The following is a 26,031-nucleotide window of genomic DNA, read 5'->3' on the forward strand; positions in this document are numbered from 1 at the left end:
GGTGCGCCGTCCGGCGGGGGTGCGGGTCCGGGTGTGGTTTGTGGTGGGTGCGGGGGCCGGTGGCTCCGGAGGCGCATGTCCGGACTGCATGATTTACGCCGCGTGCGGGTTGTTTTCCGGGTGCGGGTTGTCGTGCGGCACAAATCACGCTCTACGTCCGGACACGTCACCTCCTGCGCCCCCGTCCCCCTCCCGCCGGATTCCCGCCTGCCGGCCGGTGGTGTCGGGGCGGGGGTGCTGCCGGTGTGGTGCCTCCTGGCCGGTGGGGGTGGCAGTCGGCGCACCGTGCCGGCCGGGGTGGTGGGTAGGACGTGAGCCAGGGCACATCTGCCGTATCGTTGAGGCGGTCCACGACAGATCGGCAGGGCAGTGCGCAGGGAACGGGCAGGAGGCGGCTGGTGACCGTCGACGATTCGAATTCCGGCGAGGCCGCGCAGCCGCCGTCGGAGTCTCCCGGATACCCCACGCCGCACCACATCGTCGACCACACGGCGGAGCCGACCGATGACCCGCTGGCCATCCGGCTCGAACAGCTGATCCTGGGCGCCGAGCGCCGTTACACGCCCTTCCAGGCCGCCCGTACGGCCGGTGTCTCGATGGACCTCGCGTCCCGCTTCTGGCGGGCCATGGGCTTCGCCGACATCGGGCAGGCGAAGGCGCTCACCGAGGCGGACGTCCTGGCGCTGCGGCGGCTCGCGGGTCTGGTGGAGGCGGGGCTGCTCAGTGAGCCGATGGCCGTACAGGTCGCCCGGTCGACCGGGCAGACGACCGCCCGGCTGGCGGAGTGGCAGATCGATTCGTTCCTGGAGGGGCTCACCGAGCCGCCCGAGGCGGGGATGACGCGTACGGAAGTCACGTACCCCCTGGTGGAGCTGCTCCTGCCCGAGCTGGAGGAGTTCCTCGTCTACGTCTGGCGGCGCCAGCTCGCGGCCGCCACCGGCCGTGTCGTGCAGGCGGCCGACGACGAGGAGATGGTCGACCGGCGGCTCGCCGTCGGCTTCGCCGACCTCGTCGGGTTCACACGGCTGACCCGGCGGCTGGAAGAGGAGGAGCTGGGCGAGCTGGTCGAGGCGTTCGAGACGACCTGCGCCGACCTGGTCGCCGCGCACGGCGGCCGGCTGATCAAGACCCTCGGCGACGAGGTCCTGTACGCGGCGGACGACGCGGGGACGGCCGCCGAGATCGCGCTGCGTCTCATCGAGACGATGACCCATGACCAGACGATGCCGGCGCTGCGGGTCGGTATCGCGTTCGGGACGGTCACCACGCGCATGGGCGACGTCTTCGGTACGACGGTGAACCTGGCGAGTCGGCTCACGTCGATAGCTCCCAAGGACACGGTCCTGGTCGACGGCGCGTTCGCGGAGGAGCTGATCCGTACGGGAGACGCCCCCGTCTCCGAGGCCCAGGCGGCGGAGGCCGAGAAGGAGGGCGAGGCGCCGCCCGCGTACCGCTTCGGGCTCCAGCCGATGTGGCAGCGGCCGGTGCGTGGTCTGGGAGTCGTGGAGCCATGGCTCCTGGGGCGGCGGGCCTGAGAGCCTGTTCGGTGCCGGTCGCGGCACCTAGTATCGGCCTCCGGTGAACCGACGTTAACCGGGAGGGTGCGGTCATGGGTGAGGCTGAGCAGCGGTTCGGGGAGTTCGTCGTCGTACGGCGGCACGGTCATGTCGCCGAGCTGGTCCTGGACCGGCCCAAGGCCATGAACGCCGTGTCCACGGAGCTGGCCCGGTCCCTCGCGGCCGCGTGCGAGGCCCTGAGTGCCGATCAGGGTGTACGGGCCGCAGTGCTGACCTCCACGCACGCGCGGGCCTTCTGTGTCGGCGCGGACCTCAAGGAGCGGAACTCCCTGAGCGACGCCGAGCTGGTACGCCAGCGGCCGACCGCGCGGGGCGCGTACGCCGGCGTACTGGAGCTGCCGATGCCGACGATCGCGGCCGTGCACGGTTTCGCACTGGGCGGCGGCTTCGAACTGGCGCTGGCCTGCGACCTGATCGTCGCCGACCGTACGGCGGTCGTGGGGCTGCCCGAGGTGTCGGTCGGGGTGATTCCCGGCGGCGGCGGTACGCAGCTGCTGCCGCGCCGGGTCGGGGCCGCGCGGGCGGCGGAGCTGGTCTTCACGGCGCGTCGGGTGGAGGCGGCCGAGGCGGCCGGGCTGGGTCTTGTCGATCAGCTGGTGGACGAGGGCACCGACCGGGACGAGGCGCTCGCGCTGGCGGACCGTATCGCCGCGAACTCGCCCGTCGGCCTCCGGGCCGCCAAGCGCGCGCTGCGGCTGGGGCACGGACTCGACCTGCGGGCCGGCCTGGAGGTCGAGGATGCCGCCTGGCGGTCCGTCGCCTTCTCCGGTGACCGGGCGGAAGGGGTCGCGGCCTTCAACGAGAAGCGGAAGCCGGAGTGGCCGGGCGAGTGAGCGCACGCCCGTCGTCCGCGTCCGTGAGCGCACACTGATCGCTCACTGACGCAGACGATCAAATCACCCCAAAGCGCCCTAAGCTGGGGTGATGGGAGTGGATGGGGACGGGCGACTGCGTGCCACGGTGGCGCTGGCGCAGGCGATGGCGTCGGCTCCCACCGAAACGGAGTCCTGGCGGGCGGCCGCACAGGGCGCACGGGAGGCGCTCGGGGGGAGTTTCGCGGCCCTGTCGGTCTGGGAGCGGGAGTGCGGGCGGCTCAAGGTGCTGGTGAACGCCGGGCAGCGGGTCGACGGGGAGGAGGAGTTCCCGGAGGACGAGACGTACCCGGTGCACGAGTTCCCCGAGATCGCCGAGTTCCTGCACGAACGGTGGGCGGGCGGCGGCGGGCCGAACGCGTGGGTCGAGGTGGCGGAGCCGGGAGCGGAGCAGGTCTCCCCGGGCGCCGGCGAAGGGCCCGGTTACGGGCACGGCCGCGTGGAAGCGCTGCGTCGGCGCGATCGTGGCTGCTGTGTCGTCGCCCCGATCGTCCTGCACGGGCGGGCGTGGGGCGAGCTGTACGTGGCCCGGCCCCGGGGCGTACCGGTCTTCGACGGCGACGACGCGGACTTCGCGACCGTGATCGCCTCGGTGGTCGCGGCGGGAATCGCCCAGACGGAGCGGCTCGAAGAGGTCCGCCGCCTTGCCTTCACGGACCCCCTGACCGGGCTCGCGAACCGGCGCGCGGTCGATGTGCGTCTCGACGAGGCCATCGGACGGCACCGGGCGGACGGGGCCGTCGTCAGCCTGGTCGTCTGCGATCTCAACGGCCTCAAGCGGGTCAACGACACCCAGGGCCACGCGGTCGGCGACCGGCTGCTGGAACGGTTCGGCACGATCCTGTCGGTCTGCGGCGCGAAGCTTCCGGGGGCGGTCGCCGCGCGGCTGGGCGGGGACGAGTTCTGCCTGTTGACGGTGGGTCCCACGGCCGATGATGTCATCGAGGTGGTGGGCGAACTATGCGTGCGCGCGGGTGAGTTGGACCTGGGGGAGGGGGTGGCGTGCGGGATCGCATCGACGGGCGACCCGATCGGCGAGGTGAGCTCGGCGAGGCGCCTCTTCCGGCTGGCGGACGCGGCGCAGTACCGGGCGAAGGCGGCGCGATCGCGGGGGCCGGTGGTGGCGGGGCGGGACGGCGCGGTGATCCGCCTCGCGGACGGCCCGGCGCCGAGGAGCGGAACCCGCCGCCGCTTCCGCGATGCGCCTCCCGGCGGGGGGTCGTAGTTCGGGGTGCTTTTTTGGCGGGGCCGGTGGGGGTGCGGCTGCGGGGTGCGTTGTGGTGGCGGTGCGTGGTTCGTTGTGGGTTGTTGCCGGGTGCCGCTCCGGGGTCATGTCCTGCACTGCATGATTTACGGCGCGTGCCGGTCTCGTCGTCGGCTGACAGCCCGGTGTGCGCCACAAATCACGCTTTACGTTCCGGACACGACCCCTGCGCGGCCCCCTTCACCGCCCGTCACGGACCACCCCCACCGGGCAGGCGGGCGGACGGGGTGTCCCACCGGGCCGCAGGCGGGGAACCGGCGGGAGGGGGTCGGGGTCGCAGGAGGTGACGTGTCCGGACGTAGAGCGTGATTTGTGCCGCTCACGAAACCCGCGCTCGAAGAGCAAACCCGCACGCGGCGTAAATCATGCAGTCCGGACATGCGCCTCCGGAGGCCCCGGCACCCGCACCCACCGCAAGCCCCGCTCGCACTCGCGCCCCCGCCGGACGGCGTACTCCACCCCGTGACACGGTTCGATTCAGTACGTACGCTCCTGAATATGGATATGCATACCGTCGTGGTGGGGACGTCCGGGACGACCGCCGAAGACGTCATCGCCGTCGCCCGCCGCCACGCCCGCGTCGAGCTTTCCGCCGATGCCCTCGACGCGCTCGCCGAGGCCCGGGCGATCGTGGACGCGCTCGCCGCCAAGCCCGAGCCGGTGTACGGGGTCTCCACCGGGTTTGGCGCCCTCGCGAGCCGGCACATCGGTCAGGACCTCCGCGGCCGGCTCCAGCGCAACATCGTGCGGTCGCACGCCGCCGGGATGGGGCCGCGCGTCGAGCGGGATGTCGTCCGGGCGCTGATGTTCCTGCGGCTGAAGACCGTCGCCTCCGGGCGTACCGGCGTACGCCCCCAGGTCGCGCAGACCATGGCCGACGTACTGAACGCCGGGATCACGCCCGTCGTGCACGAGTTCGGCTCCCTCGGCTGCTCCGGGGACCTCGCGCCGCTCTCGCACTGTGCGCTGACACTCATGGGCGAGGGCGACGCGGAAGGCCCCGACGGCGTCGTGGCGCCCGCCGGGGAGCTGCTCGCGGCCCACGGCATCGAGCCGGTCGAGCTGCGCGAGAAGGAGGGCCTCGCGCTGCTCAACGGGACCGACGGCATGCTCGGCATGCTGGTCATGGCCCTCGCGGACCTGCACCGCCTGTACACCTCCGCCGACATCACCGCCGCGCTGAGCCTGGAGGCGCTGCTCGGTACCGACAAGGTCCTCGCCCCCGAGCTGCACGCCATCCGACCGCACCCCGGCCAGGGCGTCAGCGCCGACAACATGCTGCGGGTCCTCGCCGGGTCGGGGCTCACCGGGCATTTCCAGCAGGACGAGGCCCCGCGCGTGCAGGACGCGTACTCGGTGCGCTGTGCCCCGCAGGTCGCCGGCGCGGGGCGGGACACGCTCGCGTACGCCCGGGTCGTGGCCGACCGGGAGCTGGCCTCGGCCGTCGACAACCCGGTCGTGCTGCCCGACGGCCGGGTCGAGTCCAACGGCAACTTCCACGGCGCCCCCGTGGCGTACGTCCTGGACTTCCTGGCGATCGTCGCCGCCGATCTCGGTTCCATCGCGGAGCGCCGTACCGACCGGCTGCTGGACAAGAACCGTTCGCACGGTCTGCCGCCGTTCCTCGCCGACGACGCGGGGGTCGACTCGGGCCTGATGATCGCCCAGTACACCCAGGCCGCGCTGGTCAGCGAGATGAAGCGGCTGGCGGCCCCGGCCTCGGTCGACTCGATCCCGTCCTCCGCGATGCAGGAGGACCATGTCTCGATGGGCTGGTCGGCGGCGCGCAAGCTCCGTACCGCCGTCGACAATCTGACCCGGATCATCGCCGTCGAGCTGTACGCGGCGACGCGCGCGATCGAGCTGAGGAGCGGCCTGACGCCCGCGCCCGCCTCGCGGGCCGCCATCGACGCGCTGCGCGCCGCGGGCGTCCAGGGCCCGGGCCCGGACCGTTTCCTCGCCCCCGACCTGGCGGCGGCGGACACGTTCGTACGGGAGGGCCGGCTGGTCGCGGCGGTGGAGCCGGTGACGGGGCCGCTGGCCTGAGAGCCCGCAAGCGCCGCGACGGACGTACGGAGGGGCCGCCCGATGCCGGACGGCCCCTCCGTACGCGTACACATACGGCATGCGTACACGTGTGCGGTTCGTTCAGAACGCGCGGCCGCTTCTGCGTAGCGAGTACGCGACGAACCCCGCGCCGATCCCGAGACACGCGGTCCCGCCGAACACGTATGGCGTGGTGTCCACGCTGCCCGTGTCGGCGAGGGCCGGTTGTCCGGACTGCGCGGACCGTTCGGAGCCGTCCGACACCTCGGACGGCCCGGATCCCACTGATGCGTCGGATTCCGCGGCCGTGTGAGCTTCCACGGCCGTGCCGGATTCCTCGGCGGCGACGCTTTGCGCGGATACCGCTGACTGCCGCCCCGGACCGACCTGCTCGTCCGTGGCGTTCGCGGAGGGAACGAACCACAGAGCACAGAGCAGGGTCCCGGCGGCGGTGGCTGTCAGCAGTGGTCGGCGTGCGACAGGCACGTAATCGATCCCCCTTGTGACGACGCCGAATTGGCTGGGTGGGCTGATGTTAGTGAAAGCAGCGGGTCGCGGGAAAGTCGCAGGAATCCGGAGCCGTACGCTCCGTTCCATGAGCACTTCTGAGACATCACGGTATGTACGGCTACGGGTGGAATTGGTGCTGGAGGTCGGCACCCCGGAGGCGCTGAGCGCCGCCGCCCTCGCGCGCATCGTCGCCGACGAATCCATGCCCGACGACGAACGTACGCATGCCCAGTCGGCGGTACGGGAAGACGCGGCAGAGGCCCTCGCGTACCTCGTGGAGCCGTTCGATCTGATCAAGGAGGTTCCCGGTGTCGAACTGGCGCAGGCCTCGTGGACCAGCGAGCAGATCGACTACGACCCCGACGCCGTGGAATGGGACCTCGACGATGACGATGACGACGAGAGCGACGGTGAGGATGCCGAGGGGGACGGTGCCGGAAAGGGCAGGGAAAGTGGCGTAAGCGCTGGTGGGAGCGGTGGCGGGGTCGGTACTGGTCGGGGGTAGCGCGAGAGCGTGACACCCTGGTAAGCCCCGGTCCCCCTCAGGTGGCGGGCCGGGGCTCACCCATTCCCGTCGGCGAGTGGTGTTCACCACACCTTGGGTCGATGTGGAACCGGACGAACCGGTACAGGCGTTCTTAAGGGTTATCGGCAGGGTAAGCGGCGATGATGGAGAAGCGTGTGATGACGGACAGCAAGCGGCGCAGGGCTCTTACGGCCGCGTCCGCACTGCTCGGTGGCGTTCTGGTGCTTTCGGCCTGTAGTGGCGGCGGGGACAAGGAAGCCGACAGCTCGAAGAGTTCGTCGTCCCAGTCGCAGGTGGACGAGGCGGCGGCCAAGGAGACGTCCGAGGCCCAGATATCCATCTCGCCCAAGAACGGCGTGACGAACGCGGGCATCAACAAGGACACCAAGGTCACGGTCAGTAAGGGAACTCTTACGGACGTCACCATGGCCACCGCGGACGGGACCGCCGTCAAGGGCACGCTGTCCTCCGACGGGAAGAGCTGGAAGCCGGACGCCCAGCTCGACCGCTCCACCTCGTACAAGATCACCGCGACGGCGAAGGACGGCAAGGGCCGTCAGGCTCACGAGAACTCCTCCTTCACCACCGTCTCCCCGGACAACAGCTTCATCGGCAACTTCACTCCCGAGGACGGCTCCACGGTCGGTGTCGGGATGCCGGTCTCGATCAACTTCGACAAGGCGATCACCGACAAGAAGGCCGTGCAGGACGCGATCTCGGTCGAGTCGAGCAGCGGCCAGGAGGTCGTCGGCCACTGGTTCAGCCAGCAGCGCCTCGACTTCCGCCCCGAGGACTACTGGAAGGGCGGCTCGACGGTCACCCTCAAGCTGAACCTGGACGGGGTCAAGGGCGGCCAGGGCATCACCGGCGTCCAGCAGAAGACCGTCACCTTCAAGGTCGGCCGTAACCAGGTCAGCACGGTCGACGCCAAGAGCAAGATGATGACCGTCACGCGGGACGGCAAGACGGTCAAGACGATCCCGATCTCCGCCGGTTCGCCCGACAACACGACGTACAACGGTCAGATGGTGATCTCCGAGAAGTTCAAGGAGACCCGGATGAACGGTGCCACGGTCGGCTTCACGGACGACGACGGCAAGGGCGAGTACGACATCAAGGACGTCCCGCACGCCATGCGGCTGTCCACGTCGGGCACGTTCATCCACGGCAACTACTGGGGCGCCAAGTCCATATTCGGTTCCGCGAACACCAGCCACGGCTGCGTGGGCCTCTCGGACACGAAGGGCGCGAACGACCCCAACACGGAAGCCGCGTGGTTCTACAACAACTCGCTCCTCGGTGACGTGGTCGTCGTCAAGAACTCCAACGACAAGACCGTCAAGCCCGACAACGGTCTCAACGGCTGGAACCTGAACTGGGCCGACTGGCAGGCCGGTTCCGCCGCCTGATCCCCTGATCCGAGCCCTGGCCCGTAAGCCATGTAAGGCCGCGCGAGGTCATGTAGACCTCGTACACCACGCGAGACCACGTCAGACCTCGTAAGTCCTGCGGCGGCGACACCCTCCCGGTGTCGCCGCCGTTCGCGTTCTCGTCCGGCTCTCGCCCGGGGCCGCGAACACCCCACAACCCGCTCCCGCCCCCACGTGTCACTCCCATCTCACTCGTGCCTCACCTCCATTCCGTCACCGCATCATCTCCACCTCACCTCCATTTCGCGTTCGCCCGTCCGTTCACCAGGACGTACCGGTAAGGAGGGGGCGCCATCACCCTCGTGCGCGTAAATTCGGTCCATGCTCATCACTCTGGGAAGCCCGCCCTCGGACGCCGAGACGGACGCCTGGCACGCCGTGGTCACCGCGGCGCATGTCCGTGATCTGCCGGCCTCGGTGCCCGAGCCCAGCAGGGCGGAGACCTCGGGGAAACTGCGCATACCGCCGGTGGACGGGCGGAACGTCCATCTCGTGGCGACAGCGCGGGACGGCTCGTACGAGGGGGTCGCCTCGCTGGTCCTGTTCACCGACGAGCCCACCCGGCACGCGGCGTTCCTGGACTACCTGGTGGTCTGTCCGGGCGCCCGGCGGCACGGGCTCGGCGCCATGCTCTGGACCGCGATACGGGACGAACTCATGGCGGACGGCCGCACCTCGGTCTCGACCGTGCTCGAACTGGGCGGCGCGGGCGAGGCGTTCGTCGACAGCATCGGCTTCACCAACATGCGGCCGCTCGGCCGGTACGTACAACGCGTCCGGCAGGCGGTCGACGAGGTCCCGCAGCCCGCGCTCCCCGACGGCCTGCGCTTCGCCGACTGGCCGGGCGTCGTCCCCGACGAGCGGGCCGAGGCGTTCGCCCGCGCCCATGAGGCGCTGCGGGACACGCAGGCAGGGGAGTTGGAGGAACGAGCGCCGCACTGGGACGTGGACCGGGTACGGGCCACGGCCCGGGTGATCGGGGAGCGCGGCGGGCTGATCCTCACCTCGGCCGTGCTCGACACGACGGACGGCGACGCCGTCGTCGCGTACACCGAGATCGTCCTGCGCGATCCGGCGGACACCCGCGCGCTCCAGTACGACACGGTGGTCGTCCCGTCCCATCAGGGCCATGGTCTGGGGCGCGCGGTCAAACGGCATCTGCTGGGGAGGCTGAGCGAACTGCGGCCGGGGGTACGGGAGATCAGCACCACCGTCGCCGACGACAACACGGCGATGCTGGCGGTGAACGAAGGCCTCGGCTACCGGAGCGAACGCCCCGCCGGGCTCTTTCAGGCGAAGCTCTAGCAGGTCTGACCGCCTCTGGGTTCATCGTGCTTCCCCGGCGCTGGGTCGTCGAACGCACGCCCGCGCCCTTCTGCCCCTCATTCCGCCCCGGACGGGGAAAGCTGTTTGCGCACCCATTCTGGATCCGGGTTGACATGTGACCGGCCCGCCACGATGACTGTTGGCACGGTCTCGTTGCCGTCGTTGGCCGCCCTCACGACTGCCGCTCCATCCGGGTCACGCCAGATGTCGACCCAATGCAACTGGCGGGCACTACGGCCCAACCGTATGCGCAGTCGCAGGCAGTACGTGCAGCCCGACCGCCAGAAGACGACCGGTCGGCCGTCTTCCGCGCTGCGGCGTTGTGCCTCCAGCGCACCGATCGACCTCGGAAAGATCAGAGGCGAGTTCACGCCTGCGATCAGCACAAACACCAGCAGGATTGCTGCGGCTTCCCCGGTGCTTCCCCGGCGGATCAGCTCGGTCGCAACGACTGAGCCGCAGAGCACAAGCAGCACCGGCAAAATCCACGCGCGCATCATGATGACGCAGGCTATCGGTGAGTCGAAATACTCCTCGAACCAGCCCGCTCGGCTGGGCGTTCACAGGACACTGGAGCAGCCTTCCTCTGATCATGTGCTCGGACCAAGCATGCACGTGGCCATGACGAAAGCCGTGTAAGTGAGTCTGCTGCCCGAAGCTCAGCCTTAGGCTGCCCCGACTCATCGACACCTGAGCAGTCCCATCGAAGAGTGATTGTGGTCGATCGCGTCGCTTCGAGGAGGTATTCAGGAATCAAGGTCGAGGAACTGGCGGGCGCCGCGCAACGTGGTATGCAGCTCGCGCTGGGTGGCGCGACTGTCAAGGCGGACATCAAGCGCCCCGGGAAATGTGCTGTCGGCCCGCAGGCCCACTGGTAGTCGGGAGGCGTCGAGCCCATCACGCTTGGCGATGAGGATTCCGAGTTCATGACGGCTCATTGCGTCGGTTCCTGCCAAATGGTGAACGCCGCTCGCTTCGCCGGACGCACATTCCAGCAGAGCGGCGGCCAGGTCAGCGACATGCACGGGGCAGCGGATGTCATCGGTGAACAGGACGCCGTTTCGGGTACCGGCCGCGAGGTCGTGCACCACACGTACGTGCGCGGACCGCAGGTCACCGATGATCAGCGAGGTGCGAGCGATGACGGCATCCGGGTATGCGAGGCGAATCCCCGTCTCTGCTGCCGCCTTCGCCGCGCCGTAGGGGGTGACAGGGTCGGGGAGGCAGGATTCGTCGTAGTGGACGCGGGTTCCGGAGAACACCGCGTCGCTGGATACGTGGACCAGGCGGCAGCCGTACTTCGCTGCGGCCATCGCCAGGCGGACAGGGCCTTCGGCCGTTACCGCCCAGTCGGTTCCACCGCTCGTCGCGTTGACGACGAAGCACGGGGCGGTCTCAGCCACGACTGCTTCGACACGCTCGGGATCCCGCAGGTCGAGGGCGTGCCATGTGACCTCCGCAGTGCTGCCGGGCCTGGTCGCGAACGTCGCGGCCGTCGCGTGGCCGGCAGCTGCCGCCTGGCGGACCAGCTCAGCGCCCAGGAAACCGCTACCGCCGATGATCAGGATCGTCATGACGCGACACAGTAGGGGATTCGCGCGCCGCTCCAACTTCGCTGCGCCTGCTCAAACTTCACAGTCGGCACACCCGGTCGAAATGCGACTCAGTTCGAGACGCCGTTCGAGGCCGGAAGACAAAGAACAAGCTCGGTCCCGGCGCCCCCGCTCCGTTACCCGCAGCCGTTCGTGCGAGGCAGCCGGTAGGCCGAGTCCAGTCGGTAGTCACCGGCCGAACGGACCGTCAGCCGGGTCCAGTCGCCCGCCCGTTCCACGCACGCGCCCGGTGCCCTCAGCCAGGGCGAGTACGCGATCCGTACCGTCACCGATCCGGCGGCCGGCATCCGTACCACCAGCCGCGCGGCGTCTCCCCCCACGACGGTGGCGGGGGCCGACACCAGCGGGACGGCGGCCCGTACGCGGTAGACCGTCCATTCGCTGTCCTGCCACACCCGCTCCAGCCAGTCGGGCGCGCTCCTGACGAGCGCGGCCTCGGCCTCGGCGGGGCCGTCCGGCTGTCCGTGCGGCAGTACGACGAGGCCCACGGCCCAGCGGTCCAGCCAGGCACGGTACGTGGCCGGGGCCAGGGTTGGTGTGCCGCGGGGGACGTCGTAGAAGAGGCGCCCGCGTTCGACGTCGAGCTGACGGTTCCAGCCGCGTGCCAGGTTGATGTGCGGGGCGAGGACATCCGCCTCGCGGTGGTTGCGGGCGGGGACGACCTCGACGCGCGTACGGTCGGCCCCGAGCCGGTCCAGGGCGGCGACGACTCCGTCCGTACGGGCGGCCCAGGCGGGCACGGTGTTGGAGACCACCAGGTCGTCGTCGGTCTTGTTGATCAGCCAGCCGGTGTTCACGACGAAGACCCCGACGAGCACCAGGTGGGGGAGCGCGCGTTTCAACACCCGCTCCCGGACCGGGCCCAGGCCTCGCGTCAGCAGGGCCGCGAGCAGCACCGGGGGACCGGCGAGTCCCACCAGCCGCTCCACGTTCGTACCGATCGGTGAGCTGACGAGGAACGTCAGCACCACCCCGACCGCGTACACCGCCGCCCCGAACCGCACCACACGCCAGGCACGCGGCGCCGCCAGACACAGCGCCGCGCAGGCCACCAACGGCATCCACAACTTGCCGGGGGCCATGGGCTGTTCGCCCTCGAACGGGAAGAGCAGCGTGACCGTCGCGACCATCACGACCGGCGGGACGACCAGCGAAACCCCCTTCACCCACCGCCGGTCCAGGGCGTACGCCGCGCCCGCCACGACCAGGAACAGCGCCGCGACCGGGCTGGCGAGGGCGGTCAGCGCGGCGCAGAGCACCGCGAGCACCGGCCGCCGCACCCACAGCAGCGCGAGCAGCCCGACGGCCACGCCCAGGGCGAACGTCGTCCGCCCCGACGCGACGTTGCACCAGAGGGACAGCGCCCCGAGCAGCGCCGGCCACAGGGGCCGCGGCGTCCCCGACCGTACGAACAGGAGCGCCATCACCCAGGTCCCGGCGAGGCCCGCCAGTACGGACACGGACCGGACACCCAGGAGCGCCATCAACGGCGGTGTCAGCACGCTGTAGTTGGCGGTGTGCGTGCCTCCGTACCAGGAGAGGTTGTACGCGGAACCCGGATGCCGCGCCATGAACCCGGCCCAGGCGAACTGCGCGGCCAGGTCGCCCCCGCCGGTCGCGAGCACGGCCGCCCACAGGGCGTACAGGGGCACGACGACGGAGGTCGCGACGAGCGGCACGCGCCACCACGGCTGCCGACGGCCGCCCTCGCCGCGCTCCTGGACGGCGCCCCCGTCCGTCACTTCCGGCGCCCATGCGGGCCTGATGGTCCCCTCGGTGATCCCCACCTCGCCCAGCCTATGCGGTGCCGGCCGCCCGTACTCTTCCCGCCGACAACGGCAACTCCGTCCCCACGAACGCGTCCCGGAACCCCCGGTCGTGCGAGACCACGACCACCGCCCCCGCGTACGTCCGCAGCGCCTCCTCCAACTCCTCCACCAGGCTCAGCGCCACATGGTTCGTCGGTTCGTCGAGGAGGAGCAGGTCGGCGGGGCGCGTCAGCAGCCGGGCCAGCTCCAGCCTGCGCCGCTGCCCCACGGAGAGCGCGGCGACCGGCACGGTCAGGTCGTCCGCCCGGAAGAGGCCGAGGGCCAGCAGTTCGTCCTCGTACTCCTCCGCAGATCCCGGCCGTCCCGCCGCGAACGCCCGCAGCAGCGGGAGCCGGGACGGTACGGCGGGAAGCTCCTGCGGGAGATAGCCGGTCAGGCCCGGACGAGTCTCGGAGCGGGCCGTGTTGTCGGGACGGGCCGGGTTGTCTGAGCGGACCACGTTGTCGGGACAGCCAGTGCTGTCGGGACTGTCCGCGTTGTCGAGGCGGGCCGGGTCCTCGAAGCGCCCGTTACCGCCCGGGAGGCGCACCGTGCCGCTGTCCGGGCCGAGTTCGCCGGCCAGGACCCGCAACAGCGTGCTCTTGCCCGCCCCGTTGGGGCCCGTCACCAGCAGCCGGTCGCCCGTCCTGATCCGCAGACCGGACACCCGCAGCCGGTCCCCGACCACGACCTCGTCCAGCTCCGCCACCACTATCCCGCGGCTCAGACCGCCGCCTCCGCTGTCGCCCGAGGCCGGTGTCGCGGTGAACCTCAGCGGTTCCGGGGGCGTGGGCACCGGTGACGCGCGCAGCCGCCACAGCCGTTGCCGTGCCGCCCTGACCTGGCCGGACAGCTTCGCCTCGTGCGAACGGCGGTGCTTGCCGAAGCCCTGTCGCGGGTCCTTGCCGGTGGCGGCGAGCCGTTGGCCGGCCGCCGTGACCAGCTCTTCCGTACGGGCCAGGTCGGCCAGCCAGTCCAGATGGTCCTGCTCCCAGCGGCGGCGGGCGGCGGCCTTCGCCGTGCGGTAGCCGTGCCAGCCGTCGCCGTACCGGGTCACCGCCCGGGTGTCCCGGTCGACCTCCAGGATCGTCGTCGCGATCCGCTCCAGGAACGCCCGGTCGTGGGTGACGGCCAGAACGGTCCCGCGATGTGCCCTGAGCTGGTCCTCCAGCCAGGTCGTGGCCTGGAGGTCGAGGTGGTTGGTGGGCTCGTCGAGCAGGAGCAGTTCCGGTGCCGCCGCCAGTACGCAGGCCAGCGCGAGCCGGGACCGTTCCCCGCCGGAGAGCGAGCCCAGTGGCCGGTCCCGTGCCACCCGGGCGAGCCCGAGGGCGCCCAGCGCGGCATCGACGCGGGCGTCGGCGAGATAGCCGCCGCGTTCCTCGTACGTGGTCAACAGGTCGCCGTACGCGGCCAGTTCGTCGTCACCCGCCTCGCCGAGGCCCGCCTCGGCCGCCGCGATCCGGCGTTCCAGCTCGCGCAGATCGGCGAGAGCCGCATCGACGGCGTCCTGGACGGTGCGGGCCGGGTCGAGGTCGAGGGTCTGGGCGAGATGACCGGTGCCGCCGGGGAAGGCGACGGTGATCTCACCGCCGTCGGGGCGCTCGACTCCGGCCAGCAGCCGCAGCAGTGTCGACTTGCCGGAGCCGTTCTCCCCGATGACCCCGGCCTTCTCGCCGGGACGTACGGTCAGCGAGACCTGGTCGAGAACCGACCGGTCGCCGTACGCCTTGGAAACGTCTTTCATCGCCAATTGGGCGCGCTCGCGCATGCTTCTTCCTGGATTGTCACGCCCTCGCGCACGCGCGGACGCGGCGGCGGGGCTGGACTGTGTCGGACCTCGGGAGCGGGTCCGGAATCACAGGAAGAAGTAGTGCGTGAACATGCCGCCCACTGTAGCCGCGCCCCGGGACGCGGCCCAGGGAATTACCGGCTCGGGGAACTACCGGCCCAGGGAGTTACCGGCTCGGGGAACTACCGGCCCAGGGAATTACCGGCTCAGGGGACGAGCGCGACCGGTCGCTTCCCGGCGGGGGAGGACGAAAGCGACGACCGGAGGCCGGTGCCGGCACCGGCGTGCTTACCGTTCGCGGTCTGCGCAGGCACGCGGGCAGGCCCGGCCGGGATCCGGTTGCGGCTCCGGTAGTCCAGCGCGAACGCGAGCTTGCCGGGCTTCGCGTCGGTGATCGGGGCGCTCAGCTTCCCGAATTCGCCGCCGGTCGGCTTCTTGCCGTCGTTCCACTCGCTCATCCGGCCCAGCTCGTCCGCCGTACGCCCGTCGGCGATGACGGTGTCACCGTCCGCGTCCGTCATCGCCTCGGAGGCGGTGCGGATCGCGCTCAGGTACGAGGTGGGGGAGGTGAGGTCGTACGAGTCGAGGTTCACGTGGTCGCGCAGCCAGGTGCCCCACAGGAACTCCAGGTACTCCGCCGCTTCGTCGGGTGCCTGGTAGCCGATGTCGCGCGTGAAGTAGACGAGGCTGCGGTAGCGGTCGTCGTGGAAGTCCGCCAGGGCGAGGCGCTGGGGGAGCTGGTCGGTGGTGATGGGGTCGTTGTTCTCGTCGCGCAGCCAGACCCACTTCCGCTCCCGCATGGTCTGCCAGAAGTCGGCGGTCGAGAGGTCACTCAGGTCGGCGGCGACCCGCAGCCGGATGGGGGTCTTGGGGCCGCCGTCGGCCGCCTCCACGAAGGACGTCAGGCTGTGGTGCCCGTCGGTCAGGTACAGCTTGCCGCCGGGGCCGATGACGACCGTCTTCATCGCGGCCCTGGTCTCGTCCGTCTCTTCGCCGAGGGGGACGGTGCAGGTGAAGCTGGATGGGTCGGAGAGCCTGGCGCCGGAGTCCACACTCGCCGCCTCTCCCTGGCCGTTGGTCTCGCACCAGTCGTCGAAGCGCTTGTTGACGTCGCCGGCCTGCTCGTCCTTGGTGCTGCCGTACCGGCCGAGCTTGTAGTAGATCTGGTCGAAGCCGATGGAGGGCTGGGTGGGGTGGAGCTGGTCCAGCGTGACGTCGATGAGATCGCCCGCCATGGTGCCGGTGCCGGTCCCGATCCCGGTGCTCGTCCTGGAGCCGACGGTTTCGCTCGGGGCGGTCGCCCCGGCCGGGCCGCCACCCGCGAGGACACTGCCCAACGTCAGGGCGCCCACGGTCAGTCCGGCCGCCAGGCCACGCGCTCCGGCCGTTCGTGCGAACGCGCTGTGCGGCAGGGGCTGCGTACGGGCTGAGCCGTTCATACGGGTCTCCACGGAGTGAGCGGACGGGACCACGCCCGTACAGCGGTGCGGGGCGGCGCGGTGTTCGTGCAGCGCCGTATGGCGCGATGGGGTGCGGCTGGGCCGCGCACATCCATTCACCTCCGCCCACCCTGAAGCGTGTTGGGCGGGCGTCGGGGAGGTGGCGGCCGGGTGAACGCTCATTGCCGCGAGCGCCGGGAGCGATCCCGTACGCCACGCCCCCCGGCTGTCACCCGCTCGGCACCGTGGCCGACTCTCCGGTGGCCGGCCGGCCGGCCGTCCCGTCAGCGGCTGCCTCGTGCTCGGCCGCTTCATCGCGAGGCGCCGTCCGCCAGCACCCTCAGCAGGTCGGTGTCACAGGACAGCGAGGCAGTCCGCAGCGCCGAGATCCGTTCGCGCTGCTCGTCGGCGGGCAGGGCACGCAGCGCGTCCCAGGCCGGGCGGGCGAGCGCGAGCGTTTCGGCGCGCCACACGCGAGGGCCGGGCAGCGGCTTCAACTCGCCGGTGAACCAGGAGGCGGCGACCGTACGGGCGGCCCGTTCGCGTATGACCTTGTCCTGGCCGACGGGCTTCCCGTCGATGACCGAGGCTTCCCCGAACGCGTCGGAGCAGGCCGCCGTACCGGCGCCGGCCAGCAGGATGCGGAGCGTCTCGTCCTTCGTGGCCCCGATGAGATCCCGCGCCTCGAAATCCACGGAGACGAGGTCGGCGGTCCTCGGCGCTTTCGCCCCTTCAGGCCCCGCGTCGACGGACTCGTGCACCGCCGACGGCGGGTCCGGGAGCCGCCCCAGCAGCCGCAGGGCTTCCGCGCCCGGCCCCTTGAACGCGTCCAGCAACGGCTCGTGCACCTTCGTGACGCAGACGTGGTCGGCGCACACCAGCGCCGTCGCCGCCTTGTCGACGGCGTAATTCCGTCCCGGGTCGGACGGCAGGAGCGGCAGTGCCACCGCCGCGCCCAGTACGACCGGCAGCAGGGCGAGCAGACGCGTGCGGGTTTTCCCGGCCGTCAGCAGAAGGAAGCCCGTGACGGCGAGGCCGAGCAGCCAGACGGACTGACCGAGGTTGACCTGCCACGGGACGGTCAGGAACGGACTGTGGACCGGGGACAGCGAGGGCGAGAGCAGCACGAGCCGGTTGGGCGCGGACAACTGGAGGGAGTCGTGGACGAGCATGACGGCGACCAGGGACACGAGGGCGAGCGCCGGCGGAGTGAAAATGGACGGCAGGGTCTTCGCGACCCCCATGCCCAGGAAGGCCCCGGCCACCAGCGCCAGCATTCCGACGGCGAGGACCGGAAGCCAGCCGAGATGGACGAACCCGTCGTTGCCGATCACCTGTACTCCGCCGTACAGGAACACCAGCAGATACGCGACGGCCACCGCGAGGCCCAGGGCGCCCGCGGTTCTCGCGGCACGGTGCCATACGGGACGGGCCGTGGTCGCGAGGAGTTCGGACGTACCGGAGCGGTGGTCCCGTATCCCCTGGATCGCCCCGGCGGCCACCGACACGGGCCACAGGAACAGCATCAAGGTGCGCAACCACCAGGCGGTGTAGGTCAATTGCGCGACCCAGCTCTCGTCGCCCTTCCACCACGGCGCGTTGGGCATCAGCATGTTGCCGAGCAGGGTGACCAGTAACAGGACTCCCGCCCTCAGAGCGGTGGACCGGCGGAGTTCGATGCGCAGGATGCGTCCGGGGAGCGGGGGTCGTCGCTTCACCGTGGTCTCCTGCGCTGCCGGCCGATCGTCTTCAGTGTGCTCACCAGGTACCTCGTCCCTGTCCGAGTCCGGCCGCCCTGCGACCGCATGTACGTGTGTGCGCGTACGCGTGTGATGCGCGCGTACGTGTGATGCGCGCACGGCGCATGAAGCGTGTGTGGTGTGTACATGTGTGGTGTGTACGTGTGTCAGTGGTGGGCGCCGAGGAGGGCGTACGCGCCTCTGCGGGCGACCACGACCACCAGGCCGAGCGCGAAGAGGATGCCCCACACCGGCAGGGCCATCGTCTGGAGTGCGAAGGGCACCTGGCTCCCGGCCACGGTCGGCGCCACGATCACCGCCGCCCACACCGTCACCAGCCCGATCGCCGCGCGCGTCACGCCGATCAGTCCGCCGAGCGCGAGCGTGCCGGTGGTGAAGGCCAGGCAGGGCAGCAGCCACTGCCCCACCGTGGTGCCGGTGACCAGACCGGCCACCAGCAGCACGGAGATCACCACGGTGAGTACGGAAGTGGTGCGCCTGAGCACCAGTTGGAGGCCGGCGCGCGGGGTCGCGGCGACGAGTTCGTACGCCGGGTCGAGGCCGCGCGCCCAGGAAGCGGCGACGCCGAGGACGGGCAGCACCGGAGCCAGGACCAGGACGAAGGGGACCTCGTCCCCGCGCACACGGTCGAGGAAGACGGCGCACAGGGTGACGAAGGCCATCATGAACAGCCACGGCACCGTCACCGGCGACGCCCAGGCCGACAGCATCGCTGACCACCGGCGGCGCCGGGGCATGGGCGCGATCGTCGCCAACCGCGGTGCCATCTCCGACCAGACGGAGCCGACCAGCGCGGTCACCGCCGGGGCCTCTCCGCCGACGGTGGCGGCGAGCCGGCCACGGCACACCGCACAGAATTCGAGGTGGGCTTCGAGTGCCCACACCTCGTCGCCCGCGATGCCGGTGTCGCCGCGCGCGTACCGGCGGATCAGCTGCTCGGAGGCGTGCTCCGTGTGTTCCGTAAGGTCAGTGTGTCCCGTACGGTCGGTGTGTTCTGTACGGTCAGGCTGTCCCGTACGGTCGGTGTGCTGCGCGTGTTCCGCGTGTTCCGCACTCATGACAGTGCCTCCCGCATCGCTTTCCGTGCCCGCCGGGCGCGCGTTTTGACGGTGCCCTCCGGCACTCCGAGCAGTACCGAGGTCTCCCGTACGGACAACCCGTCGAGCACCATGGACCGCAGTACGTCCCGCAGTTCGGGCGCCAGCCGCGACAGCGCGTCGCCGACCTCGCCGCCGACCGTCGTCGCCAACGCCTGGTCCTCGGCGGCGGGTACGACGGCCTCGGCGGCCCCGGCGGCGGACATCGCGGCGGGCAGGGACGCCTGGTGCGCGCGCCGGCGGAAGGCGTCCACGAGCCGGTGGCCCGCGATCGTCCACAGCCACCCGACGGCCGATCCGCCGGCCGCCGCACCCGCGAACGCGCTCGCGGCGCGCCACACCGCCAGATACGTCTCCTGCATGACCTCGGCGACGATCTGCTCGTCCGCGCAACGCCGCCTCAACCGCAGGGCCAGCCAGGGGGCCGTACGCCGGTAGAGCTCCTCGAACGCGGTGCGGTCGCCCTTGGCGACGAGCCGGACGAGTCTTTCCTCGTCCAGCTCCTCTGGTGACTTCCTGCTTGCTCCCACACCACCCAGACGCCGGGAAGCACCGCGAGGTTTTCCTTGACGCGTGTTCTGCGTCACAGGGCGGGCGGGGGTGCGGTGTCAGTGTCCGGTGCGAGGGGCGCGATTTCGCCGGGGGCAGAACCTCACTCCCTACCGGTCGCGCGGAACGCTCATACCCTGAGAAGGTGAGTAGCCACGCGCCGAACCAAGCCCGCGTCACTCCCCTGCGCCCGGCAGCGGTGGCGCCCGCCTCCGAGGTCCCAACCCCCGAGGTCTCAACCCCCGAGGTCCCAATCCCCGAGGCCCCAACTCCCAAGGCCAAAGAGCCCCTTTGGCGGAACGTCGTGGGTGATGTCCTGCGACGCGAGCGCCTGGCCCAGGAGCGCACGCTCAAGGACGTGGCCGAACGGGCGCGGATCTCGATGCCCTATCTCTCCGAGCTTGAGCGCGGCCGCAAGGAGGCTTCGTCGGAAGTCCTCGCGGCCGCCGCCCGCGCGCTCGGCCTCGGACTGGCCGATCTGCTCGCCCTGGCCCAGGCCGAACTGGCCCGCCTCGACACGGTGAGGCCGGGCCGGCCCCGTACCTCCGCCGCTCCCGCGTCGATCACCTCGATCACCTCGATCGCGTCGAGGCACGGCATCAGCACCCGGCGCGGTGGGGTGCGGGGCACCCCACCGCAGGGCGAAGTGAGGCTCGCCGCCTGATACGTGGCGGCTCAGGCAGCGGGTACGGTCCGCCGGCTCAGCACCTCGTCGGCGAGCCCGTACGCCACTGCCTCGCGCGCGGTGAAGACCTTGTCACGGTCCATGTCCGCGCGAAGGGTGGGGACATCGTGGGGTGTGTGCCGGGACAGCACCTCCTCGATCTCGGAGCGGATCCGGAGCATCTCCTTGGCCTGGAGGCTGAGGTCCGAGACCGTCCCCTGCCGGCCCCCGCTCGCCGGCTGCCCCAGCAGCACCCGGGCGTGCTCCAGGACGAACCGTCGCCCGGGATCCCCACCGGCCAGCAGCACCGCCGCCGTCGAGGCCGCCTGCCCGACGCAGAACGTCGAGATCGGCGCGCCGACGAAGGTCATCGTGTCGTAGATCGCCATGAGCGAAGTGACCGATCCGCCGGGTGAGTTGATGTAGATCGCGATCTCGCTGTCCGGGCTGGACGATTCGAGGTGGAGCAGTTGCGCGATGACGACGTTCGCCACACCGTCGTCGATCTCGCTGCCGAGGAAGATGACCCGCTCGGACAGCAGCCGGCTGTAGATGTCGTACGCACGCTCCCCCTGCGGGGTGCGCTCCACGACGGTCGGGATCGTGTATTGGCCCATGTACGCGTCCTGGCCCATGTACGCGTCCTGGTAGCGGCCCAGGTACGACTGCTGGTACCGGTTCATCATCAGAGCCCCAGCCGTCGCTGCGAACCGGCCGGCCGGACATCGTCGAGCGACTCGACGACCCGATCGACCATGCCGTACTCCTTCGCCTGCCCGGCCGTGAACCACCGGTCGCGGTCCCCGTCGCGGGAGATCGTCTCCTCGCTCTGCCCGGTGTGCTCCGCGGTGATCCGTTCGATGGCCTTCTTCGTGAACTCCAGGTTCTCGGCCTGGATCGCGATGTCGGCGGCGGTCCCGCCGATGCCGGCCGACGGCTGGTGCATCATGATCCGCGCGTTCGGCAGCGCGAGGCGCTTCCCCCGCGCCCCGACGGCGAGGAGGAACTGGCCCATGCTCGCCGCGAACCCCATGGCGAGCGTCGAGACGTCGTTGGGGATCAGCCGCATCGTGTCGTAGATCGCCAGCCCGGCCGTCACCGATCCGCCCGGGCTGTTGATGCAGAGGCAGATGTCGGTCTTGGGATCCTCCGCCGAGAGGAGGAGCAACTGCGCGCAGACCCGGTTCGCGGAGACCTCGTCCACCTGGGTACCGAGAAAGACGATCCGCTGAGTCAGGAGCTGCGTGGCCAGATGGTCGTCGAACCGGGTCGGAGGCGTGTCGTCGTTCTCGGCGGCGCGTGGCCTCAGGGCGGGGCCCCGGCCGGTGATGAGTGCTGTCATCGGTCCTCCTCGTCGTGGCGCGGCCGTCGTTGCCGCGGTCCCACCACTCTTGGACCGGATGTGCCGCTACGTCAGGGATCTCGGCCCGCAGCAGATTCGCTGACGGCAGACGACACCGGACGTCGATCGCGGGCCAGGCGCCACAGCGAGGTGGTCACTTACGATGACGACGAAGACAACGGGGGTGGACCGTGGTCCACCGCAGGGAGGGGACGCGAGCCGATGAGCCTTCGTCAGTACGAGTACGCCCTGGCCGTTGCCGCCGAGGGCTCGGTGACGGCGGCGGCGGAGGTGCTGCACGTCGCGCAGCCGTCGGTGTCCCAGCAGATCCGTGGCCTGGAGCGGGAACTCGGCGTGGAGCTGTTCGCCCGTACGCCGACCGGACTGGTGCCCACCGTGGTCGGCCGCGCGTTCCTGCGGGAGGCGGAGGTCGCGGTGAGCGCGGCGCGGCGGGCGAGGGCGACGGCGCGGGCCGGTGCCGATGACCTGGTGGGCGAGTTGCTGGTCTCGGTGCAGATGGGCTTTGGCACGCGGCAGTTGCCGGGGGCGCTGGGCGCGTTGCGTCGCCGCTTCACGCGGCTGGAGGTCACCGTCTTCGAGGAGCAGAGCTCCGCCGAACTGGAGCGGCTGTGCCGCCGGGGCGTGCTGGACCTCGCCCTGATGGCGGCGTGCGAGCGGAGCCCCGCCGACGCCCACCACCTCGGCGACGAGGAGTTCGTCGTGGTGCTGGGCGCCGGGCACCGGCTGCTCGCCGCGGACCGGGTCGAGCTGCGCGGGCTGGAGGGGGAGCCGTGGGTGAGGTTCGACCGCGACAGCGCGCTCGACGGCGTGCTGCGGGAGGTGCTGCGGGACAACGAGCTGACCCCGACCACGGTCGCCCGCGTGTCCCAGACGGCGACGGCCGTGCGCTGGGCCGCCCACGGGCTGGGGGTGACGCTCGTCCCGGCCTCCGCGGTGCCCCACGGTTACGAGCACCTCGTGCGTCCGGTGTTCCCGGTCGTGTCCCAGCCCGTGATCGCCGTGCTCCGGCCCGGCGCGGGCCCGGCGGGGACGGCCCTGCTCGACCTCCTGCGTCAGGAGACCTGGTCGGAGTCCGCTTCCTTCTCGCCGGTGTCCTGACGGCCGAGAAGGAAGCGGGCGCCGCTGAATTCTTTTCGTCGAATCTGCCGAACTTCTGAACTTCAGAACTTCCGAAGTGCCGAACTTCCGAACCGTCGAGACCGGCGTTCCGGAATACCGTCGGCGTCAGCCCCTGGGGAATTCGCCGCCGTCCACGACGAGATTGCTCCTGGTCACCCAGCTCGCTCGGTCGGACACGAGGAACAGCACCGCGTTGGCGATGTCGTCGGGCTGCCCCTCGCGCCCCAGTGGCACGGTGGTGTTGTCCTGCCCCGGCCCCGCCTCCAGGCGCGCCCACTGCTCCCGCGTCGCTTCGCCGCCAGGGGTGACGACTCTGCCGGGAGTCACGGTGTTGACCCGGATTCCGAACGGAGCCAGCTCCAGGGCCAGTCCCCGGCTGTAGTTCTCCAGCGCCGCCTTGGCCGCCGTGTAGTGCAGGAACGGTGGTGGCGTGAGGGGTACCGCGGCCGTGGAGATGTGCACGATCGCCCCCGAACGCTGTTCCCGCATCCCCGGTGTCAGCAGCGAGTCCAGCCGCACCGACGCCAGGTAGTTCAGGTCCAGCTGGTCCTGCCACTCCTCGTCGGGGATGACCGAGGCGCTCGCATACGGTCGCGCCCCACCCGCGTTGTCGACGAGGATGTCCACCCCGCCGAGCACCTCCTGCGCGGCCACGGCGACCGCCTCCGCTCCGGCCCGTGTCCGTAGGTCGGCCGCCACGAAGGTGGCTCCTTCCGGCACCGTACTCGTCGCCGTCCTGGCGGTCGTGACCACCTCGGCGCCCGCGTCCAGGAGCTGGCGCACGACGGCTGCTCCGATTCCGCGAGAACCGCCTGTGACCAGGGCCCGCTTTCCCGCGAGTTCTCGAGTTCCCGATCCGTTCTCGATCGTGGTCATGCCACCGGTCCTCTCAATTGCGTATCTGTCCGCTCGACGGAATAAGGATCGACGTGCGCAGAAACGCGAATCTTCGGAGAAATCGCGGTGCGCACCTTGTCGAGCTGTTTTGACGGTACGTCCGGAAAGGAAAGAGCGGCAAAGACGAAATGTCAGCAGGCGCTATAGGTAACTCCTATGGCCCCGGCTCACTTCGCCCGTGACCGCCGACTCTTCGGAGCAAGGGTGGTGGGTCAGCTTCGCCAGTGAGCTTCCCGACGCCGTGAAGCCGCTCCTCAGCATCGAAAGCGGGCTGGTCGCACTCCGCGACTTCCAGCCCCAGCTCCTGCACGGTCTGTTGCAGACCGCTGACTACCCTCGCGCGGTGATGACCGTGGTGTCTCCGGGTACGTACTCCCCCGGAAGAGCTTGAACCCAGGGTCGCCGCCAGGATGATCCGTCAGCACATCCTGCTCAAGAACCCGTCGATCATGTGCGGTCAGCTGCGGAAGCTGCTCGATGCTGCGCAAGAACTCCGAGGCGGGCATGGTGTTCTTCACCCGCACGGACATGACCGCCTGGCTCGTCGGCGTCAAGGCGGGCGCCTTCGACGGCCCTGGCGCCTGAACCGCTTCCGACGTGGACCGCCGCGTCAGCCCTGGCGCCCTACGACCCGGACCTCTCGGATCTTCACCGACTGGCTCACTCGTCGTCCGGGAGGGCTGTGACGGACTCACGGTTGTGACCGTAGGAGCCCGACGGCTCATGCCGCATGGGGGACGAAGACGAGATGTGTTTCCTCCGTGTCGATGGAGACATCCAGCTTCGCGTGCAATGCCACCGCCAGGGCCCGGAGCAGCTGAAGGGCGGGAGTAGTTCCGCCGCCCTCGATACGTTCGATGTCCTCCGGGGACAGGCGTGTCCGTTCGGCGAGTGCGGCATGATCGATGCCCAAGTCGAGCTCTGTCACCTGATCAGGGTCGGTCGTCACATGTCTTTCATCGCCTCGGACCGGCCTACTGACACGATCATCTGCCGCTCGCGGAGCGCTGCCCCGCCCAGCCGGTGGCGGCCAACACGTCGCGTGCGATGTCATCGACCGTCCTCCCGTCCGTCACCACCCGCACGGTGTCCGCAGGGGCCCGCTCGTCCAGCAGCCGCGCTTTGCGCGCGCTGCTTTCCAGCTCTCGCTCCAGCTCCGAGCCGATTTCCCGGCCTGTCAGCCGCTCGCGGGCGGTGGCATCGGAGGCCGTGAGCATGACCCGAACGATTCGCACCTCCGCCCCCAAGGCGCGCTCGAACATGCCGGCCGTCTCAGGCAGCACACACAGAGGGTTCGTATAGATCAGACGACGGTAACCACGTCGGGCGAAGTTCGCCCACACCGCGGTCAGATTGCTCTCGGTGATCTCCGAACGATCAGGATCCCCCTCCGGAGCGGGATGCACCTGCCCCATGAAATCCCCGTCAACTACCGCGTGAGAGACGGCCGCAGCTCGGAGCAGCGCCGACGCCTCCCACGCCACCGTCGTCTTGCCGACACCGGCCCGCCCTCCGATGAGCACTGCTTCCGGGTGGTCCAGCAGTACTTCCGCGTCGCCCATGCGGGCAGCGTGCCAGCTCGCGACCGCCTCACGCGATCGGATATCGATCCGTCTCCTGCTCGCAGCCCCCCATCAGCAAGCAGGGACTCCGCGGGCAGCAAGCAGGGACTGCGCGGGCGATCAGCCCTCCGCCTTCGCCACCCCGATCGGGCAGGAGACGCCCGTGCCGCCGAGGCCGCAGTAGCCCGCCGGGTTCTTGTCCAGGTACTGCTGGTGGGCCGCCTCCGCCGGGTAGAAGTCGCGGCCCTCGGCCGGGAGGATCTCCGTGCTGATCGTGCCGTGGCCGGAGCCCGTCAGGACCTGCTGGTAGGACGCGCGGGAGGCTTCCGCCTCCGCCGCCTGGGACGGCGAGTGGGTGTAGATCGCGGAGCGGTACTGGGTGCCGACGTCGTTGCCCTGGCGGAAGCCCTGGGTGGGGTTGTGGGACTCCCAGAAGAGCTTCAGCAACTCGGTGTACGAGATGACCTTCGGGTCGAAGACGACGCGGACCGCTTCCGTGTGGCCCGTGCGGCCGGAGCAGACCTCTTCGTACGTCGGGTTCGGGGTGATGCCGCCCTGGTACCCGACGAGGGTCGTCCAGACTCCGTCACGCTGCCAGAACGTGCGCTCGGCGCCCCAGAAACAGCCCAGGCCGAAGTCGGCGACCTCAAGGCCCTGCGGGTACGGGCCGAGCAGCGGGTTGCCGAGGACCGTGTGGCGCGCGGGTACGGGGAACGCGGGCTCCGGGCGGCCGCGGAGGGCCTGGTCCGGGGTGGGGAGTTCGGGGGTGCGGCGGGACAGGAACATGGTCAGGTCTCCTCGGCTGTGGGGTCCTGACCGA

The 26,031-nt window shown here is 70.5% G+C and carries 25 protein-coding genes; 10 read left to right on the forward strand and 15 right to left on the reverse strand.

All coding sequences use genetic code 11. The features are described from left to right. Nucleotides 1–398 precede the first annotated feature (398 nt). The 4 genes from ACIQD6_RS01875 to hutH all read left to right on the forward strand — a co-directional run bounded on the left by ACIQD6_RS01875 (nucleotide 399) and on the right by hutH (nucleotide 5,759). Nucleotides 399–1,535: an adenylate/guanylate cyclase domain-containing protein gene (locus ACIQD6_RS01875; protein ID WP_401877027.1), complete on the forward strand. Its 1,137-nt coding sequence runs from the start codon at nucleotides 399–401 to the stop codon at nucleotides 1,533–1,535. Nucleotides 1,536–1,609: 74 nt separating this feature from the next. Further along, entirely contained in the window at nucleotides 1,610–2,410 is an 801-nt protein-coding gene (locus ACIQD6_RS01880) for an enoyl-CoA hydratase/isomerase family protein (protein WP_401877029.1), read from the forward strand. A 91-nt stretch (nucleotides 2,411–2,501) separates the two neighbouring features. Next, entirely contained in the window at nucleotides 2,502–3,674 is a 1,173-nt protein-coding gene (locus ACIQD6_RS01885) for a diguanylate cyclase domain-containing protein (RefSeq protein ID WP_401877031.1), read from the forward strand. A gap of 537 nt (nucleotides 3,675–4,211) precedes the next feature. Continuing rightward, a complete protein-coding gene (gene hutH / locus ACIQD6_RS01890) occupies nucleotides 4,212–5,759 on the forward strand; it encodes a histidine ammonia-lyase (protein ID WP_401877033.1) in 1,548 nt (515 codons plus the stop codon). A gap of 102 nt (nucleotides 5,760–5,861) precedes the next feature. Here the strand turns inward: hutH and ACIQD6_RS01895 are convergent, their stop codons facing one another. Further along, nucleotides 5,862–6,245, reverse strand: coding sequence for a hypothetical protein (locus tag ACIQD6_RS01895; RefSeq protein WP_401877034.1), 384 nt, complete (start codon nucleotides 6,243–6,245; stop codon nucleotides 5,862–5,864). A gap of 109 nt (nucleotides 6,246–6,354) precedes the next feature. Between ACIQD6_RS01895 and ACIQD6_RS01900 the strand changes: the two genes are divergently transcribed. From ACIQD6_RS01900 to ACIQD6_RS01910, 3 genes are all read left to right on the forward strand, one after another. Continuing rightward, a complete protein-coding gene (locus ACIQD6_RS01900) occupies nucleotides 6,355–6,774 on the forward strand; it encodes a hypothetical protein (RefSeq protein ID WP_401877036.1) in 420 nt (139 codons plus the stop codon). Between the two features lie 164 nt (nucleotides 6,775–6,938). After that, entirely contained in the window at nucleotides 6,939–8,204 is a 1,266-nt protein-coding gene (locus ACIQD6_RS01905; protein WP_401878058.1) for an Ig-like domain-containing protein, read from the forward strand. Nucleotides 8,205–8,546: 342 nt separating this feature from the next. Continuing rightward, nucleotides 8,547–9,530 carry a GNAT family N-acetyltransferase gene (locus ACIQD6_RS01910; protein WP_401877038.1) on the forward strand — a complete coding sequence of 328 codons (984 nt, stop codon included), beginning with the start codon at nucleotides 8,547–8,549 and terminating at the stop codon, nucleotides 9,528–9,530. 77 nt (nucleotides 9,531–9,607) lie between these two features. Here ACIQD6_RS01910 and ACIQD6_RS01915 read toward each other — a convergent pair whose 3' ends face one another. From ACIQD6_RS01915 to ACIQD6_RS01950, 8 genes are all read right to left on the reverse strand, one after another. Continuing rightward, nucleotides 9,608–10,051, reverse strand: coding sequence for a glutaredoxin domain-containing protein (locus tag ACIQD6_RS01915; protein WP_401877040.1), 444 nt, complete (start codon nucleotides 10,049–10,051; stop codon nucleotides 9,608–9,610). A 246-nt stretch (nucleotides 10,052–10,297) separates the two neighbouring features. Next, entirely contained in the window at nucleotides 10,298–11,125 is an 828-nt protein-coding gene (locus ACIQD6_RS01920; RefSeq protein ID WP_401877042.1) for an SDR family oxidoreductase, read from the reverse strand. A 155-nt stretch (nucleotides 11,126–11,280) separates the two neighbouring features. Continuing rightward, a complete protein-coding gene (locus tag ACIQD6_RS01925) occupies nucleotides 11,281–12,843 on the reverse strand; it encodes a hypothetical protein (protein WP_401878060.1) in 1,563 nt (520 codons plus the stop codon). A 118-nt stretch (nucleotides 12,844–12,961) separates the two neighbouring features. Then, complete coding sequence (locus ACIQD6_RS01930; RefSeq protein WP_401877044.1) at nucleotides 12,962–14,740, reverse strand: ABC-F family ATP-binding cassette domain-containing protein; 1,779 nt, start codon at nucleotides 14,738–14,740, stop codon at nucleotides 12,962–12,964. A 227-nt stretch (nucleotides 14,741–14,967) separates the two neighbouring features. Next, nucleotides 14,968–16,200, reverse strand: a complete 1,233-nt coding sequence (locus ACIQD6_RS01935) for a ParB/Srx family N-terminal domain-containing protein (RefSeq protein WP_401877046.1) — start codon at nucleotides 16,198–16,200, stop codon at nucleotides 14,968–14,970. A 311-nt stretch (nucleotides 16,201–16,511) separates the two neighbouring features. Continuing rightward, on the reverse strand, nucleotides 16,512–17,918 hold the full coding sequence (locus ACIQD6_RS01940) for a hypothetical protein (protein ID WP_401877048.1): 1,407 nt from the start codon (nucleotides 17,916–17,918) through the stop codon (nucleotides 16,512–16,514). A 188-nt stretch (nucleotides 17,919–18,106) separates the two neighbouring features. Continuing rightward, on the reverse strand, nucleotides 18,107–19,018 hold the full coding sequence (locus ACIQD6_RS01945; RefSeq protein WP_401877049.1) for a zf-HC2 domain-containing protein: 912 nt from the start codon (nucleotides 19,016–19,018) through the stop codon (nucleotides 18,107–18,109). After that, nucleotides 19,015–19,587 (reverse strand): RNA polymerase sigma factor, encoded by a 573-nt coding sequence (locus ACIQD6_RS01950; RefSeq protein WP_401877051.1) that lies wholly within the window; start codon nucleotides 19,585–19,587, stop codon nucleotides 19,015–19,017. Before ACIQD6_RS01950 ends, ACIQD6_RS01945 begins: the two co-directional genes overlap by 4 nt. A 164-nt stretch (nucleotides 19,588–19,751) precedes the next feature. On the opposite strand from ACIQD6_RS01950, the gene ACIQD6_RS01955 reads away from it, so the two are divergent. After that, on the forward strand, nucleotides 19,752–20,270 hold the full coding sequence (locus tag ACIQD6_RS01955) for a helix-turn-helix domain-containing protein (RefSeq protein WP_401877052.1): 519 nt from the start codon (nucleotides 19,752–19,754) through the stop codon (nucleotides 20,268–20,270). Between the two features lie 11 nt (nucleotides 20,271–20,281). Here ACIQD6_RS01955 and ACIQD6_RS01960 read toward each other — a convergent pair whose 3' ends face one another. Both ACIQD6_RS01960 and ACIQD6_RS01965 read right to left on the reverse strand, forming a co-directional pair. Next, nucleotides 20,282–20,887, reverse strand: a complete 606-nt coding sequence (locus ACIQD6_RS01960; RefSeq protein WP_401878063.1) for a ClpP family protease — start codon at nucleotides 20,885–20,887, stop codon at nucleotides 20,282–20,284. A gap of 68 nt (nucleotides 20,888–20,955) precedes the next feature. Beyond that, nucleotides 20,956–21,612: an ATP-dependent Clp protease proteolytic subunit gene (locus tag ACIQD6_RS01965; protein ID WP_401877054.1), complete on the reverse strand. Its 657-nt coding sequence runs from the start codon at nucleotides 21,610–21,612 to the stop codon at nucleotides 20,956–20,958. A 222-nt stretch (nucleotides 21,613–21,834) separates the two neighbouring features. On the opposite strand from ACIQD6_RS01965, the gene ACIQD6_RS01970 reads away from it, so the two are divergent. Beyond that, complete coding sequence (locus tag ACIQD6_RS01970; RefSeq protein WP_401877056.1) at nucleotides 21,835–22,731, forward strand: LysR family transcriptional regulator; 897 nt, start codon at nucleotides 21,835–21,837, stop codon at nucleotides 22,729–22,731. A 126-nt stretch (nucleotides 22,732–22,857) separates the two neighbouring features. Here ACIQD6_RS01970 and ACIQD6_RS01975 read toward each other — a convergent pair whose 3' ends face one another. Next, complete coding sequence (locus ACIQD6_RS01975; protein WP_401877058.1) at nucleotides 22,858–23,628, reverse strand: oxidoreductase; 771 nt, start codon at nucleotides 23,626–23,628, stop codon at nucleotides 22,858–22,860. A gap of 199 nt (nucleotides 23,629–23,827) precedes the next feature. Between ACIQD6_RS01975 and ACIQD6_RS01980 the strand changes: the two genes are divergently transcribed. Further along, nucleotides 23,828–24,040, forward strand: a complete 213-nt coding sequence (locus ACIQD6_RS01980) for a Scr1 family TA system antitoxin-like transcriptional regulator (protein WP_401877060.1) — start codon at nucleotides 23,828–23,830, stop codon at nucleotides 24,038–24,040. Between the two features lie 330 nt (nucleotides 24,041–24,370). Here ACIQD6_RS01980 and ACIQD6_RS01985 read toward each other — a convergent pair whose 3' ends face one another. From ACIQD6_RS01985 to msrA, 3 genes are all read right to left on the reverse strand, one after another. Beyond that, the gene (locus tag ACIQD6_RS01985; protein ID WP_401877061.1) at nucleotides 24,371–24,577 is read right to left on the reverse strand and encodes a helix-turn-helix domain-containing protein; all 207 of its coding nucleotides are present in this window, start codon (nucleotides 24,575–24,577) and stop codon (nucleotides 24,371–24,373) included. A gap of 58 nt (nucleotides 24,578–24,635) precedes the next feature. Then, entirely contained in the window at nucleotides 24,636–25,211 is a 576-nt protein-coding gene (locus ACIQD6_RS01990) for an AAA family ATPase (protein WP_401877062.1), read from the reverse strand. Between the two features lie 120 nt (nucleotides 25,212–25,331). After that, the gene (msrA, locus tag ACIQD6_RS01995) at nucleotides 25,332–25,997 is read right to left on the reverse strand and encodes a peptide-methionine (S)-S-oxide reductase MsrA (RefSeq protein WP_401877064.1); all 666 of its coding nucleotides are present in this window, start codon (nucleotides 25,995–25,997) and stop codon (nucleotides 25,332–25,334) included. Nucleotides 25,998–26,031 lie beyond the last annotated feature (34 nt).

The organism is Streptomyces sp. NPDC088400, from assembly GCF_044753355.1.
GTDB lineage: Bacteria > Actinomycetota > Actinomycetes > Streptomycetales > Streptomycetaceae > Streptomyces.